The sequence below is a fragment of the Naasia sp. SYSU D00948 genome, from assembly GCF_017916515.1.
Classification (GTDB): domain Bacteria; phylum Actinomycetota; class Actinomycetes; order Actinomycetales; family Microbacteriaceae; genus Naasia.
Genome location: NZ_JAFMTA010000001.1, coordinates 2,468,564 through 2,483,104, shown reverse-complemented (window position 1 = coordinate 2,483,104; position 14,541 = coordinate 2,468,564). Strand labels below are relative to the sequence as shown.

Here is a 14,541-nt window from a genome sequence, read left to right as displayed (position 1 = left end):
CGGGATGGGAAGCCCGAACCCCCAGCAAGGGATGCGATGGTGAGCAGCGCTATGGAACTCCACGACATCCCTGTCCTCACGATCGACGGCGAGGAGACCACGCTCGCCCCCTACGCCGGCAAGGTGAAGCTCATCGTCAACGTCGCGTCCCGGTGCGGACTCACGCCGCAGTACGAGAAGCTCGAGGAGCTCCAGCGGACCTACGGGGACCGCGGGTTCACGGTGCTGGGCTTCCCCAGCAACCAGTTCCTGCAGGAGCTCGGCTCCGAGGACGCGATCAAGGAGTACTGCTCGACCACCTGGGGCGTGACGTTCCCGATGTTCGGGAAGGTGAAGGTCAACGGCCGGAGCAGGCACCCGCTCTACGCCCTCCTCACGCAGACGCCGGACCCGGACGGCAAGGCGGGCAACGTGAGCTGGAACTTCGAGAAGTTCCTCGTCACGCCTGACGGCCGGATCTTCCGCTTCCGGCCGACGACGCAGCCGGACGCTCCCGAGGTCGTGTCGCTGATCGAGGAGCACCTGCCCGCGGCGTCCTGACCTCCCGCCGAGATGCCACCTGGTGCGCGCATTCCGGCCGTTTGACCGCACCAAGTGGCACATCGACGGATCACACGGACGACGAGGCGGACGACGACGAAGGCCCCGGCCGGGACGCGATCCCGGCCGGGGCCTTCCGTTGCTGCAGTCGCTACTGGCTGGTCCAGATGGCCTCGTCGTAGAGGAGGCCTGGCGAGCTCTGGAAGGCGATGTCGGCCGGGTCGAGGACGGCGTACGCCTCCTGCCAGGTGATCGACTCGCCCGGCAGGATCGTGTTCGCGGGAGCGCCCTCGATGCCCTGAGCGGTGTCGATGATGTACGCGGCGTCCGCTCCGCCCGAGGAGACGAGGGAGAACGAGAGCGGCTCGAGCTGCTCGGCGCTGTTGTTCGTGATGGTCACCTGGAACAGGACCGCGATCTGGCCCGGCTCGTAGCCGTACGAGGTCTCGCTCGGCGTGAACTCCACCGGAGCGCTGACGGTCATCTCGATGCCGTCGTTCCAGACCATGGTCTGACCGAGCACGAGGACGTTCTCGGAGGTCTGCTCGCCGGCGGCCCCGTCCGTCGCGGGCTCCTCGTCGGCCGGCACGTCGACCGCGGGCCCCTGGACACCGGGGGCGCCCTCCTCGATCGCCTTGTTGACCGAGGACACGATCGCCGTCGTGTAGACCACCGAGAGCACGATCGCGAGGATCAGGGCGATGCCGGACACGATCGTCCCGGCGATCGCGATGCCCTTCTTCCGGCCCTTGAGGACGAGGCCGATGACGCCGAGGACGAGGCCGACGAAGGCGAGGAACGCGCCGAAGTAGCTGACGAACGGGATGAGGCCGAGGACGAGGGCGACGATGCCCACGACGAGGGCGGCGATGCCGAGGCCGTTGGTGCGCCCGACGGGTGCCGGAGCGGCCGGAGCAGGCGCGGCGTACGCGGGCTCGGTGGGGGCGGGGTGCTGTGTATCCGTCATGGCGAGCGAGTCTGGCAGAGGCGGAGCGCACTCCACGGCCGAACCGAACCCCCAGACAGAGGGACAGGCGCTTCTGCTAGGGCGACCCTCACGCCCCGGCGGCTGCGCCGGTGCGCTCAGTCGCGGTACACGAGGGCGCTCCGATGCACCGACACCGTGACGTCGTCGCCCGGCGCCGGGAAGAACGGCGCCGCGGTTCGAGCTGTCACCTGCAGCCCGTTCTCGGTGCTCACCTCGACCAGCGCATCGTGTCCGGCGTACTGGATCGAGCGCACCCGACCCGGGATGCCGGACCCGCCGGACAGGCGGATCCACTCCGGCCGGAGCACGACGCGGACCTGCCCGTCGCCGATGCGGTGCGCCGCCCGCAGCACCCCGAGCGGCGTCTCGAGCCGGCCCCCGGACAGGGTCCCGGGCACCTCGATCGTCTCCCCGATGAAGTCCGCGGTCCACCTGTCGACCGGGTTCTCGTAGACCTCACGGGGCGTGCCGACCTGCAGCACGCGTCCCTCGCGGACGACCGCGACGCGATCCGCGAGGCTCAGCGCCTCCTCCTGGTCGTGGGTGACGAGGAGCGCTGTGGTCCGCTGGGTGCGGAGCAGCTCCGCGACGTCGACGCGCAGCGCCGCCCGCAGCTTGCGGTCGAGGGCCGCGAACGGCTCGTCGAGCAGCAGGAGGTCCGGCCGCGGGGCGAGGGCGCGGGCGAGCGCGACCCGCTGCCCCTGGCCGCCCGAGAGCTGATGCGGTGCGCGGTCGAGGAGCTCGCCCAGTCCGACGAGCTCGGCGAGCTCCTCGACACGCTCCTTCCGCCCCTGCCCCGAGCGGAGGCCGTACGCGATGTTGTCGCGGACGCTGAGATGCGGGAAGAGGGACCCCTCCTGCGGCACCCACCCGACGCCCCGCTTCTCCGGCCGCACGGTGTGCCCGGGAGCGGAGAGGATGCGGTCCCCCACGGCGATCCGCCCGGCGCGGAGCGGGAGGTGACCGGCGATGGCGCGCAGCATCGTCGTCTTGCCGCAGCCGCTCGGCCCCAGGACCGCGACCAGGTCCCCGCGCGCGACCTGCAGGTCCACGGCATCGAGGACCGGCGTGCGGGAGTACGAGACGGTGGCTCCGTCGATGTCGACCCAGGTCATGATTCCTCCCTCGGAGTCGAGGCGACTCCCGACAGCAGCACGGCGGGCACCGCCGCGACGAGGACGAGCATGGCGGCGTAGGGCGCCGCTGCCCCGTACTCGGCGACCTCGGTCCTCCCCCACAGCTCGGTGGCGAGCGTGGACACGCCCGTCGGACGGAGCAGGAGCGTCGCGGGCAGCTCCTTCGCGACCGAGATCGCCACGAGACAGGCCGCGACGCCGACGCTCGGCAGTGCGAGCGGGACCGTGACACGCGCCCAGCTCGCGATCCGTCCCGCTCCCAGCGAGCGCGACACGTCGAGCAGGTGCGGCGGGACGAGCGCGAGCCCGGAGCGGACGGACCCGACCGCGCGCGGCAGGAACAGCACCGCGTACGCGAAGACGAGGGCCGCGACGCCCTGGTACAGCGCCGGGACGACCGCGAGCGTGAAGAAGACGAGCGAGAGCCCGACCACGATCCCGGGCAGCGCCTGCCCGACGAACGAGAGCGACTCGACCACGGACACGAGCGCTCCGCGGTAGCGGGCGGCGAGCGCGGCGACGGGCAGGGCGAGCAGCACGGTGAGCGCCGCGGCGGCGGCCCCGAGGGCCAGGGTCGAGGCGGTCGCTGCCGCGAACCGCCCGAGGTCGATCTCGCGCAGGGTCTCGGCCTGCAGGAGCCGGGCGAGGAGTCCCGCCATCGGCACCACGACGCCGAGCAGCGGGACGATCGCGAGGGCGGACAGCAGGGGCGCGAGGGAGGGACGGACCGGGAAGGACGCCGGGACCGACCGCGAGGGCGTCGCCGGGACGCGGCGTCGCAGGCGGCGCTCGGAGACCACCACGGCGAACGCCAGCAGGACGAGCACGACCGACAGCAGCGCGGCCTGGCTCCGGTCGAACGCGGACGAGTACGCCGAGTGGATCCCCCACGTGAGCGTCTCGAAGCGGAGCATCGACACCGCCCCGAAGTCGGAGAGCGTGTAGAGGAGGGCGATGAGCACCCCGGCGAGCGCGCTCGGCGCGATGCGCGGCCACGTCACCGTCAGGAACGCCTGCAGCGGATGCCGTCCGAGGCTGCGCGCAACCGACTCGAGCTCCCCGGACGACGAGCGCAGGGCCGCCGCGACCGGCAGGGTCACGTACGGCGTGCACGCCATCGTCAGCACCATCCAGCTCGGCCAGAAGCCGGACAGGCGGGGCACGGCCACGAGCCAGCCGTACGCGGCGAGGTACGAGGGGACGGCGAGCGGCAGCGCCGCGAGCACGAGCCACGCGGCGCGCACGGGCAGGCGCACGCGGGCCAGCACCCAGCCCGACGCGGTTCCGAGCACGAGGCACGCCGCCCCGACGGCCAGGGCCAGGACGACCGAGTTGGCCAGGAGCTCGCCGACCCGGGGCCGCAGCAGGGTCTCCGGGATCGCGGCGAACGCCTCGAGGGAGCGGACGACCAGGTAGACGAGCGGGATGACGGCGAGCACAGCGACGCCTGCGCCCGCGGCGGCGAGCGCGAGCGGAGGCCGCCGGGTCCGCCCGGCGGCCTCCGTCCGCTGCGCCTCGACCGTCACGGGCTACAGGAGCCCGTGCTTCGCGAGCAGCTCCTGCGTCTCCGACAGGGTGGCGAGGTCGGCGAGGTCCAGGTCGGGGTTCACGAGGGACTGGAGCTCGGGAAGCCCCTCGGGTGCGGCCACACCCTCCACGAGCGGGTACTCGTGCACCTCGTCCACGAAGTACTCCTGGGCCTCCTCCGAGACGAGGAACTCGAGCAGGGTGAGGGCATCGTCGTCACCGCTGCCGCCCGCGAGCATCCCGGCGCCGGTGACGTTCACGATCGATCCCGGATCGCCGACGGCGGGGAACTTGAGCTGCGCGCGCATGCCGTCCGCTCCGACCTCCTCGGCCATGCCGAACCAGTAGTAGTGATTGAGCAGGCCCGCGTCCAGGGCGCCGTCGTTGACGGCGGAGAGGATCGCGCGGTTGTTGTCGAAGATCTGCGGCTCGTTGGCGGCGATCCCCGCGACCCAGGCGTCGGCGGCCTCCTCGCCGCGGAGCACGCGGTAGGCCGTCACGAAAGCCTGGAAGCTCGCGTTCCCCGGCGCGATGCCGAAGCGTCCGGCCCAGTCGGGGCTCGTGAATGCGTCGACGCTGTCGGGGACCTGGTCCTCGGCGAGAGTCTGGGCGTCGTAGGCGATGACGCGCGCCCGGCCGGTGATGCCGATCCAGGTGCCGTCGGTGGAGGTGAAGCCGGCGGGCACGGTGCCGCTGAGCTCCGAGGGCAGGACCTCGAACAGGCCCGCGTCGCTCAGGGCTCCGAGGGCTCCGGCGTCCTGCGACAGGAACACGTCGGCGGGGGTGTTCTCCCCCTCCTCGAGCAGGAGCGCGGCCATCTCGGCCGTGTTGCCGTACCGGACCTCGACCTGGATCCCGCTCTCCTCCTCGAAGCGGTCGATGAGGGGCTGCACGAGCTCCTCGTCGCGTCCCGAGTAGAGCGAGAGGGTGTCGTCGTCCCCGCCGCCCGACGCGGGCGCGCAGGCGGAGACGAGCAGGACGGTGGCCAGCGCGGCAGCGCCGGCGGGAAGCCGGAGAGAGGGCATGAGGGACTTTCGGAAGGTGCGACGCCGGACGACAGCCCGACAGGGAAGGTAAGGCTCACCTTACTTGGGCTAGGCTCATGCGCCGAATCCCGAAGTGCGGAGGCCGGCGTGACGATGACCACGGGCGCGAGCCTGCCCGCCACCACCGTGCACCTCGAGCACGGCCTCGATCTGCTGGGCGGAGCGCCCGACGCCGTCGCCGTCGTGACCGACGACGAGGCCCTCACCTACGCGGAGCTGCGACGCCGGCTCGAGGACCGGGCGCGCGAGCTGGGCGAGGGGCGCCGGCTCGTGCTGATCGAGGCGGAGAACGCGCTCGAGCCTCTCGTCACCTACCTGGCGGCCCTGTCGGCGGGGCACGTCGTCCTCCTCGTGCCGGCGGGCGGCTCGAAGGAGGTGCTCGACCGCTACGACCCGGACGTCGTGGAGGTTGCGGGCGTGCCGGCACCGAAGCACCGCCGGGACGGCAGCGCGCACGAGCTGCACCCCGACCTCGCCCTCCTGCTCAGCACCTCGGGCTCCACCGGCTCGCCCAAGCTCGTGCGCCTCTCGAGGGGGAACGTGGCGAGCAACGCCGCGAGCATCGCCGAGTACCTCGGCATCACCCCCGCCGACCGCGCAATCACGACCCTCCCGTTCTCCTACTGCTACGGCCTGTCCGTGATCCACAGCCACCTCCTCGCGGGGGCAGGGCTCCGCCTCACGACCCGCTCGGTCATCGAGCCCGAGTTCTGGCACGACTTCGAGGCGGCCGGCTGCACCTCCTTCGCGGGCGTCCCCTACACGTTCGAGCTGCTGGACGCCGCCGCATTCGCGGAGCGCAGCCTCCCGACCCTGCGGTACATCACCCAGGCGGGCGGCCGCATGGAGCCCGAGCAGGTGCGCGAGTACGCGCGGCTCGGGCGGCGGCGCGGCTTCGAGCTCGTGGTGATGTACGGGCAGACCGAGGCCACCGCGCGCATGGCGTACCTCCCCCCGTCCCTCGTCGAGGCTCGGGCGGGGACGATCGGAGTTCCCGTCCCCGGCGGCGACCTGCGAGTCGAGGACCCGGGCGAGGACGGCGTCGGCCAGCTCGTCTACCGGGGGCCGAACGTCATGATGGGGTACGCCGAGGGCCCCGCGGACCTCGCGGCGGAAGCCGGACCCGCGGTCCTCCGCACGGGCGACCTCGCGCGCCGCCACGACGACGGCCTCTTCGAGGTCGTCGGACGCGTCAGCCGCTTCGTCAAGGTGTTCGGTCTGCGGGTCGACCTCGACCGGGTGCAGCGCCTCCTCGCCGAGGAGGACATCGACGCACTGGCGCTCGGGATCGACGAGCGGCTCGTGCTCGCCGTGCGGAGCGCCGAGCTCGTGCAGCCGGCCGAGGCGGCCGCGGCTCGCCGGCTGGGGCTGCCGCCCCACGCCGTCGAGGCACGCCTCGTCCCGGAGTTCCCCCGCACGGCGAGCGGCAAGCACGACTGGGCCGCCTTGGCCGAGCTGGTGCTCGCGGCCGCCCCCGCGCATCCGCAGGCGAGCGGCGGCGAGGTGACGGCGGAGACGCTGCGCCGGCTGTACGCGGAGCTGCTCGAGCTGCCGTCGGCGACCCTCGACGACAGCTTCACGAGTCTCGGTGGAGACTCGCTGAGCTACGTCGAGGTGTCGGTCCGGCTCGAGGAGCTGCTGGGCGAGCTGCCGCAGGGCTGGCCTGCCATGTCCGTCCGCGAGCTCGCCGCACGGACCCGGCCCTCCCCCGCTCCGGAGCGACGCCGGCGCCGGTGGACAGCCCGGCTGGAGACGTCGCTCGTGCTCCGAGCGGCCGCGATCGTGCTCGTCACCGCCACCCACGCGAACCTCCTGGGCGTCCAGGGCGGCGCGCACCTCCTCCTCGCCCTGCTGGGGCTCAACCTGGGCCGGTTCCAGCTCACCGATGCGCCCCGCTCCGCCCGGGTGCGGGCGCTCCTGCGGACCGGCGCGAACATCGCCGTCCCCGCGGTCCTCTGGATCGGCGGCGTCGCCCTGGTCACCGGCATGTACGGCCCGAGCACGGTCTTCCTCGTGAACGACCTGCTGGGCGGCGGCGACCGGTGGAGCGTGCAGTGGCAGTACTGGTTCCTGGAGGTCGCGGTCTGGTCCATCGCGGGACTCGCCCTGGCGGCGGCCGTGCCGGCCCTGCATCGCCTCGAGCGCCGCAGGCCGTTCGCGGTGGCGGTGACCGCGTTCGGCGCGACGCTCGCGCTGCGCATCGCCACGACGGGTGTCGAGGCGGGAGCGGTGGAGCGGTACTCGCTGCCCGCGGTCGCGTGGCTCCTCGCGCTCGGCTGGGTGATCGCCCGGTCGGCGACCTGGCGCACGCGCCTCGCCGCGTCCGCCCTCGCCGGCGTCTCGGTGCCGGGCTTCTTCGGAGATCCCGGGCGGGAGGCCGTGGTCCTCACGGGCCTGCTCCTCGTCGTCTGGGTCCCCACCGTGCCGCTTCCGCGGCTGCTGGTCCCCGCTGTGCGGGTCGTCGCGGCCGCGTCCCTGTTCGTCTACCTGGTGCACTGGCAGGTCTACCCGTGGCTCGAGGACGACCTGCCGCTCCTCGCGACGCTCGCGTCGTTCGCCGCGGGCATCGCCGCCTGGCGCATCCACCGCCTCGCGAGGTCCGCGCTCGCCCGGGTGATCCCGACCCGAAATCGATCCGGACCTGCGGCCCTGGCCTCGCCGCCGAAGGTTCTCTAACCTCCCCTGCGTGGGCCCGTCGTCGCGACCATCCGGGAAGGGGGTCCGCGCGCGCCCCGTCGGCGGCCCGGCGCGGCGCCGGCGCAGCGGATGAGCGCGCCCGAGACGACGGCGAGACCGCGCATCCGGACGCCGGATCAGCGCCTCCGCGTGTTCGTGAGCTCGACGCTGCAGGAGCTCGCGTCCGAGCGGAAGGCCGCCCGCAAGGCGGTCGAGCGCCTGTCCGCCGCACCCGTCATGTTCGAGCTCGGAGCGCGGCCTCACCCCCCACGCTCGCTCTACCGGGCCTACCTCGAGCAGAGCGACGTCTTCGTCGGCATCTACTGGCAGAAGTACGGCTGGGTCGCGCCGGGCGAGAGCGTGTCCGGACTCGAGGACGAGTACGACCTCGCGCCGGCCGCCATGCCGAAGCTCATCTACGTCAAGGAGACCGAGGGCGGCCGGGACCCGGCCCTGGCCGCGCTGCTGGACCGGATCCGGGATGACGGCACCGCCTCCTACAAGCACTTCCGCGACGCGCGTGAGCTCGCCCGCCTCCTCGTGGCCGACCTGGCGGTGCTGCTCGCGGAGCGCTTCGACGACAGCCGGAGCTCCACCGCCCACCATGCTCCGGACCTCGTGGAGCGCGAGGAGCCGCCGGCGGGGATCCGGTCGTCCCTGCCCGAGCCGCTCACCCGGCTGGTCGGCAGGGACCGCGACGTGGAGGCGCTTGCGGCTCTGATCCGCTCCCCCGACGCCCGGCTTGTCACCCTTCGGGGCCCGGGCGGGATCGGGAAGACCCGGCTCGCGATCGAGACGGCCCGGCGGGTCGCGCCGGAGTTCCCGGACGGCGCGGTGTTCGTCCCGCTCGCCCCCGTCGCCGACTCGGGTCAGGTGGCGAGCGCCATCGCGCAGGCGCTCGGGATCCTCGCCGGGAGCGACGCACCGCTCGAGGAGAGGATGACCACCGCCCTGCGGAACCGGCGGATGCTCCTCGTCCTCGACAACTTCGAGCAGATCCTCCCCGCCGCACCGCTGCTGCCCGAGCTGCTCGAAGGGGCGCCGGGCGTGAAGATGCTGGTGACCAGTCGTGCGCTCCTGCGGGTCTCCGGCGAGCGCAGCTACGAGGTGGCCCCGCTCATGCTGCCGGCCGCCTCGGATCAGGACGGGAGCGAGCCGGACGAGCTTCCGTCGTCGGTCGAGCTCTTCCTCGAGCGCGCCCGATCGGTGAAGCCGGACTTCGAGCTCAGCGCGGCGACGCGAGGCGCCGTCGAGGGCATCGTCACCCGGACGGACGGCCTCCCTCTCGCGATCGAGCTGGCGGCGGCACGGATGCGGCTGCTCTCCCCCGCCGAGCTGCTCGCCCGGATGGACCATCAGCTGAGCGTCCTCGTCGGAGGACAGCGGGATGCCCCGCCGCGGCAGCAGGCGGTCCGCAGCACGATCGAGTGGAGCACGCGTCTGCTGGAGGAGGACGCACGGGACCTCCTCGCGCGCCTCGGCGTCTTCGCGGGCCGCTTCTCCCTCGAGGCCGCCGAGGCCGTCGCCGACGCGGGGGCGGACCCACTCGCCCCGCTGGAGGCGCTCGTCGACGCGAGCCTCGTGCGGCAGCTCGACCGGGATGGTCGCACCTACTTCCAGCTGCTCGTTCCCATCCGTGAGTACGCGGTCGAGCAGCTGGAGCGTCACGGGCTGCTCGACGAGGTCCGGCGGCGTCATGCCGACCACTACCTCCGCTGGACCGGGACCGTGGGGCCCCGCCTCTTCGGACCAAGTCAGCGCGACACAGCGACGGTCCTCGCGAACGAGCGGGACAACCTGCGGGTCGCCGAGCGCCACCTGCTCGACAGCGGCCGCTGGGACGACGCCGCCGCCGTCCTCCAGTCCGTGTGGCCGTTCTGGATCATCGACGGCATGCTGGGCGAGGCACGGAGCTGGGCGCTCGAGGTGCGCGAAGCCGGCACCGCCGTGCCGGATCGCGCACGCGCGGTCGCCCTCTCGTTCCCGAACACCCGCTACTTCTGGGAGGAGCCGACGGCCGCGATCATCGCCGACCTCGAGGAGAGCGCGGACCTCTTCGAGAGGGCCGGACAGCCCTTCGACGCCGCGCTGAGCCTGAGCTTCGTCGGCCTCGCATACTGCATGCTCCCCACGCCGGACCTCGCGCGCGCATCCGCGGCCGTCGAGCGAGGGCTCGCACTGACACGGGCGGCGGGGAATCCATGGGGCGAGATCTTCCTGATGGTCGCGGCGGGCGAGGTGTTTCTGGAGCGCGGCGACATCCCGGGCGGGATCGAGCGCTTCGAGGAGGCGCTCCGCCTGTCGGTGGCGGTCGAGGACGACCTCGTGCTGTCGGTGTCCCTGGTGTTCCTCGGCTGGTCCAACCTGCTGAACGGCTCGGTCGAGGTCGGCGCCCGGCACTTCCGGCGGCTCATCGAGGTCGCCGCGCGAGCCGAGCACCAGCAGGGCATCGCCTGGGCTCTGGCCGGCGGGCTGGGCGTCGCCGGATCGGTGCACGACGTGGAGCGTGCGGGCCTCCTGATGGGCGCGGCCGGGGCCCTCCGCGAGCGGATCGGCATGCGGAGCATCCAGGAGGACGGCAGCGCGATGCTGCTCAGCCGCGACGTCCGGACGGGAGAGCAGGCGGAGCGGTTCGAGGAGTACCGGGATCGGGGGTGCCGGCTGTCGACCGAGGCGGCCGTCGCCCTCGCCCTCGAGGTCCTGAGCGAGCAGGCACACCAGCCCGCGGCGTGAGGACGGGCCGCCGCTCCTACACCGCCTCGCGGGCCGCCCGTGGGGCGAGGCGCCGCCTCAAGCGCCCGAGCTGGTCGAACAGGAGGGCCGCCGCCAGGGACCCGACGAAGACCGCGCCGGCGCTCGCGATGAGGCTCGCGTAGCCCTCCGGACCCCGAGGGTCCAGGAACGGGTACGGGTACCAGTCGACCACCGAGCCGCGCAGGAGCGAGTACACGACGAACAGCACCGGGTACGCGATCCAGGCCAGCGGCCGCCACCACCGCGCCGGGGAGGACGCCGGGATCAGCAGCCAGTCGAGCACGAGGACGACCGGCATCAGCCGGTGCACGACGAAGTTCACCCAGGGCGTGATGGTGCCCGCCGCCGGCGAGTTCTCGAGGAGCAGCGCGAACACGACGAACGTCACCGAGAGGTAGACCGCCGCGGCGCCCCGCAGCCCGTCCCACCAGCGCGGGAGGCGGTCCCGCGGCAGCGCACCCGAGAGGACGAGGACGGCGCCCGCGAACAGGTTGACCTCGTTGGTGAAGAAGCTGAGGTAGTTCGGCAGGTGCAGCCCTTCGGGCAGGTTCGCGACGATGAAGATGTTGATGATCACCGTCGAGAACCCGATCATCCCGAACAGCACGCGGAGGATGCGGACGACCGGGGAGTCGTGCGAGAGGACCGTCGCCACGCGCGGCGGATCGCGGTGCAGAACCGCATCGGCTCGGCCCGACGTGCTCATCCCGTCATCCTCCCGGCTGCGCACCCGGACTGATCACGCCAGCGAGAGCACGAACGACAGCACGAAGCCCGCGGCGGTGCTCAGCGCGACCGCCGGTCCTCCGTGCTCGTACGCCTCCGGCATCAGGGTGTCCGCGAGGGAGGCGATCACCGCACCCGCCGCGAAGGCCAGCGGCAGGGAGATCGCCTCCGGGTCGGTGTCGGACAGCGGCCCGGCTCCGATCACCACGGCGACCGCGAGCAGCACCCCGCACGCCACCCAGAGCCCGATGATGCCGAGGGCCGACCTCCCCTGACTGCGCATCGACGCCGCACCCACCAGGGACTCGGGCAGGTTCGAGACGAAGATCGCGGCGAGCAGCGCGAGTCCTCCGGTTCCCTCCCCGAGCGCGACTCCGAGCGCCACGTTCTCGGGGACGCCGTCGAGGGTGACGGCGGCGAGCAGCGCCATGCCGGCAGCGCCGCGCTTCGACGCCGCGGAGGGCGACCGCTCGGCGGCAGCGGCGTCCGTGTCGAGCTTCGCGCTCCCCTCGTACTCGTCGGCGGGGGCGGTACGGGAGCCGGCCTGGGCCCACCGGTCCAGGAGTGCGCTGAGCACGGTGAACACGACCGCCCCGGCGAAGAGGCCGATGGCCGCGCGCCAGATCCCGCCGTGCTCGTAGGCGTCCTCGAACAGCTCGAAGGTCAGCGCCGTGATCAGCGCGCCCGCCGCGAAGGAGAGCAGGATCGCGAGAAGGCGCTTGGGCAGCTCGAATCGCACGCCGATGAGCGCTCCGATGACGAGCGCACTGGACGCGACCACACCGAACAGCAGCGACGCCGCCATCCGGTCAGTATGGAGCCGCGCCGGGCGGGAGCGGGAGGGGGTGGGGCGGGCCGCGTGTGCACCTCGAGCGCAGAAGGCGGCAGCGGTGACGCCGTCGTGACGCCGCGGTGACGGCGTCGTGACGTCGCGGTGACGTTGCGCTGGGAGACTCCTCGGCCAGTGCGGCGGCACGGGGAAGGGGCGTCATGGCTGAGCGACTGTTCCGGTTGAGCCAGTGGGACGAGTCCGTGTCCCCGGCGGCGGGGTGGGTGATCGGCTGCGGGCGCTTCCTCGGCGGGACTGTCGACGACGTGCTCGGGTACTTCCCCGGCAACGGCACCCTGTGGGTGGGAGCCAACCAGGGCGGCCGCTTCGCCTTCACCCGGAGCTGGGCGACGGTCAGCCCCGCGGGCGGCTGGCAGTTCGCGATCGGCGACTTCACGGGCGACGGACTCGAGGGGGTGGCCGGGTACAACCCGGCGAACGGCACCGTCTGGGTCGGTCACAACACCGGCTCCCGGTTCTCCTTCGAGAGGTGGGCCACGCTGGATCCCGCAGCCGGCTGGCGCATCAGCACCGGGTTCTTCAAGGCGGGCGCGAAGGCCGACCTCCTCGCCCACCACGCCGACACCGGCACCCTGTGGGTCGGCAGGAACACGGGATCCGGGTTCGACTTCTCCGCCGGCGCCTGGGCGACGCTTCCTCCCGGCAGCTGGGAGGTCACCGCCGGCGACTTCATCGGCAACGGCCGCGCCGACGCGGTCGCCTACAACTTGGACGACGGGTCGATCTGGGTCGGCGAGAACCACGGCTCCTCCTTCGAGCTCTCCCAGTGGGGGTCGGTGAGCCCCGCGGGCGGCTGGCACATCGACTCCGGCTACTTCACCGGCCGGGACAAGGCCGATCTCCTGGCCTTCCACGCTCCCACCGGCGGCATCTGGGTCGGCGAGAACCAGGTCAACCACCTGGCCTTCACGGAGGCCTGGGCGACCGTCAACTCGAGCGACGCATGGCAGTTCGCGACCGGCAGCGTCACCGGCGACCGATGGGACGACGTCGTCGGGTACTCCCCCGGGAACGGCAGCCTCTGGGTCGGCGAGTCCTCCCTCCGCCCGATCGAGGGCTACTGCTGGCCGCTCTCGGCGGCGCCGGGCGAGGTCATCTCCTTCCACATGTCCGGCGAGGGCGCCTCGGTCGCCGAGTTCCAGCGCCACGTCTCGATCTCGGCCGCGGTCGACGGGTTCCCCGCGGGCTCCCAGTCCTTCACCGCGACTCGGCAACCCGTTCCTCCGGACCCCGGCCGCACGGGGTGCGCCTGGACCCAGACCTTCGCCCTCACGGTCCCGGACGACTGGACGCCGGGAATCTACTCGGCCACATGCACCGACTCCGCCGGAAGCAGCTGCCAGATCACGTTCGTCGTGAAGCCGGCGCCCGGCGACCGGTCCCGGATCGCCGTGCTGGCCAACGCCAACACCTGGCTCGCCTACAACGGCTGGGGCGGGCAGTCGAAGTACAGCGGGCTCGCCCGCACGAGCTTCCTGCGCCCCATGCCGGCGGCGGGACCGAACGGCGACGCGCACCTCACGCGGGGAGAGCTGTGGATCCTCGGCTGGCTCGAGAGCGAGGGGTTCCGGCCCGACGTCTACACGGACATCGACTTCCACAACGACGGCTGCGACCCGGCCCAGTACCCGTGCCTGATCTTCGGGACGCATCCGGAGTACTGGACCGAGCAGATGTACGACAACCTGGCGGCCTACCTGGACGCGGGCGGAAGCGCCGTCTACCTGGGCGGCAACGGCGTGTTCGAGATCGGCGAGTACGACGCCACTCGGACCCACATGATCTTCCGCAACGGCATCGAGGGCGGTCCCCGCGAGGACGCGCTGTTCCGGACACGGGGACGGCCGGAGCGCTCGCTCCTCGGCGTCGCCACCGAGCGGTGCAGCGTGCCCGGGTCGCCGCTGGAGGTGCTCGACGCGGATCATCCCCTGTTCGCGGGAACGGGCGCCGTCAACGGCCTGGTCTTCGGCGACTCCGGGTTCAACACCGGGTGGGGCAACGGCAAGGCCAGCGCGTGGGAGGTCGACACGGCTTCCGGGCCGGGCAGCATCGGCATCTCGACGGACTGCCTCCTCGACGACAGGGCGGTGCCCATGTCGGCCCTCCCGGACGGCCTCGTGATCATCGCGACCGGCCAATCCGACGGCATCGGGCCGGGAGCGGACGTGACCTACTACGACCACCCCGGCGGCGGGTTCATGTTCACGATCGGGTCGATCACGGTGGGCGGGAGCCTCGTCATCGATCCCGTGCTGAGCGGCCTGATGACCAACGTGCTCGTGAGAGCCGGCGTCTGAC

Annotated in this window: 10 protein-coding genes; 4 read left to right on the top strand and 6 right to left on the bottom strand. The window is 72.7% G+C overall.

Going from position 1 to position 14,541, the window contains the following annotated elements; translation table 11 throughout:
• The first annotated feature begins 51 nt into the window (after positions 1–51).
• Complete coding sequence (locus J3P30_RS11710; protein ID WP_210481191.1) at positions 52–540, top strand: glutathione peroxidase; 489 nt, start codon at positions 52–54, stop codon at positions 538–540.
• Between the two features lie 151 nt (positions 541–691).
• Here the strand turns inward: J3P30_RS11710 and J3P30_RS11705 are convergent, their stop codons facing one another.
• The 4 genes from J3P30_RS11705 to J3P30_RS11690 form a co-directional block, all read right to left on the bottom strand.
• The gene (locus J3P30_RS11705) at positions 692–1,507 is read right to left on the bottom strand and encodes a DUF4190 domain-containing protein (RefSeq protein ID WP_210481190.1); all 816 of its coding nucleotides are present in this window, start codon (positions 1,505–1,507) and stop codon (positions 692–694) included.
• A 116-nt stretch (positions 1,508–1,623) separates the two neighbouring features.
• Positions 1,624–2,643 (bottom strand): ABC transporter ATP-binding protein, encoded by a 1,020-nt coding sequence (locus tag J3P30_RS11700; RefSeq protein WP_210481189.1) that lies wholly within the window; start codon positions 2,641–2,643, stop codon positions 1,624–1,626.
• A complete protein-coding gene (locus J3P30_RS11695) occupies positions 2,640–4,190 on the bottom strand; it encodes an iron ABC transporter permease (RefSeq protein WP_210481188.1) in 1,551 nt (516 codons plus the stop codon). The genes J3P30_RS11700 and J3P30_RS11695 overlap by 4 nt, the downstream gene beginning before the upstream one ends.
• Before the next feature lie 3 nt (positions 4,191–4,193).
• Positions 4,194–5,216: an iron ABC transporter substrate-binding protein gene (locus J3P30_RS11690; RefSeq protein WP_210481187.1), complete on the bottom strand. Its 1,023-nt coding sequence runs from the start codon at positions 5,214–5,216 to the stop codon at positions 4,194–4,196.
• 114 nt (positions 5,217–5,330) lie between these two features.
• Here J3P30_RS11690 and J3P30_RS11685 point away from each other — a divergent pair, with 114 nt between their 5' ends.
• Together J3P30_RS11685 and J3P30_RS11680 are read left to right on the top strand one after the other, a co-directional pair.
• Positions 5,331–7,913: a non-ribosomal peptide synthetase gene (locus J3P30_RS11685; RefSeq protein WP_246853313.1), complete on the top strand. Its 2,583-nt coding sequence runs from the start codon at positions 5,331–5,333 to the stop codon at positions 7,911–7,913.
• Positions 7,914–8,003: 90 nt separating this feature from the next.
• Positions 8,004–10,646: a DUF4062 domain-containing protein gene (locus J3P30_RS11680; protein ID WP_210481185.1), complete on the top strand. Its 2,643-nt coding sequence runs from the start codon at positions 8,004–8,006 to the stop codon at positions 10,644–10,646.
• A 16-nt stretch (positions 10,647–10,662) separates the two neighbouring features.
• Here J3P30_RS11680 and J3P30_RS11675 read toward each other — a convergent pair whose 3' ends face one another.
• Positions 10,663–11,373, bottom strand: coding sequence for a Pr6Pr family membrane protein (locus J3P30_RS11675; RefSeq protein ID WP_210481184.1), 711 nt, complete (start codon positions 11,371–11,373; stop codon positions 10,663–10,665).
• Positions 11,374–11,406: 33 nt separating this feature from the next.
• On the bottom strand, positions 11,407–12,198 hold the full coding sequence (locus J3P30_RS11670; RefSeq protein ID WP_210481183.1) for a ZIP family metal transporter: 792 nt from the start codon (positions 12,196–12,198) through the stop codon (positions 11,407–11,409).
• 185 nt (positions 12,199–12,383) lie between these two features.
• On the opposite strand from J3P30_RS11670, the gene J3P30_RS11665 reads away from it, so the two are divergent.
• Positions 12,384–14,540, top strand: coding sequence for a N,N-dimethylformamidase beta subunit family domain-containing protein (locus J3P30_RS11665; protein WP_210481182.1), 2,157 nt, complete (start codon positions 12,384–12,386; stop codon positions 14,538–14,540).
• The last annotated feature ends 1 nt before the right edge of the window (position 14,541 follow it).

Bases quoted from the DNA above. Each gene is read 5' to 3' on its own strand.
- J3P30_RS11675 (WP_210481184.1), bottom strand. From the start codon at position 11,373: ATGAGCACGTCGGGCCGAGCCGATGCGGTTCTGCACCGCGATCCGCCG.
- J3P30_RS11680 (WP_210481185.1), top strand. From the start codon at position 8,004: ATGAGCGCGCCCGAGACGACGGCGAGACCGCGCATCCGGACGCCGGAT.
- J3P30_RS11685 (WP_246853313.1), top strand. From the start codon at position 5,331: ATGACCACGGGCGCGAGCCTGCCCGCCACCACCGTGCACCTCGAGCAC.
- J3P30_RS11700 (WP_210481189.1), bottom strand. From the start codon at position 2,643: ATGACCTGGGTCGACATCGACGGAGCCACCGTCTCGTACTCCCGCACG.
- J3P30_RS11705 (WP_210481190.1), bottom strand. From the start codon at position 1,507: ATGACGGATACACAGCACCCCGCCCCCACCGAGCCCGCGTACGCCGCG.
- J3P30_RS11690 (WP_210481187.1), bottom strand. From the start codon at position 5,216: ATGCCCTCTCTCCGGCTTCCCGCCGGCGCTGCCGCGCTGGCCACCGTC.
- J3P30_RS11670 (WP_210481183.1), bottom strand. From the start codon at position 12,198: ATGGCGGCGTCGCTGCTGTTCGGTGTGGTCGCGTCCAGTGCGCTCGTC.
- J3P30_RS11665 (WP_210481182.1), top strand. From the start codon at position 12,384: ATGGCTGAGCGACTGTTCCGGTTGAGCCAGTGGGACGAGTCCGTGTCC.
- J3P30_RS11710 (WP_210481191.1), top strand. From the start codon at position 52: ATGGAACTCCACGACATCCCTGTCCTCACGATCGACGGCGAGGAGACC.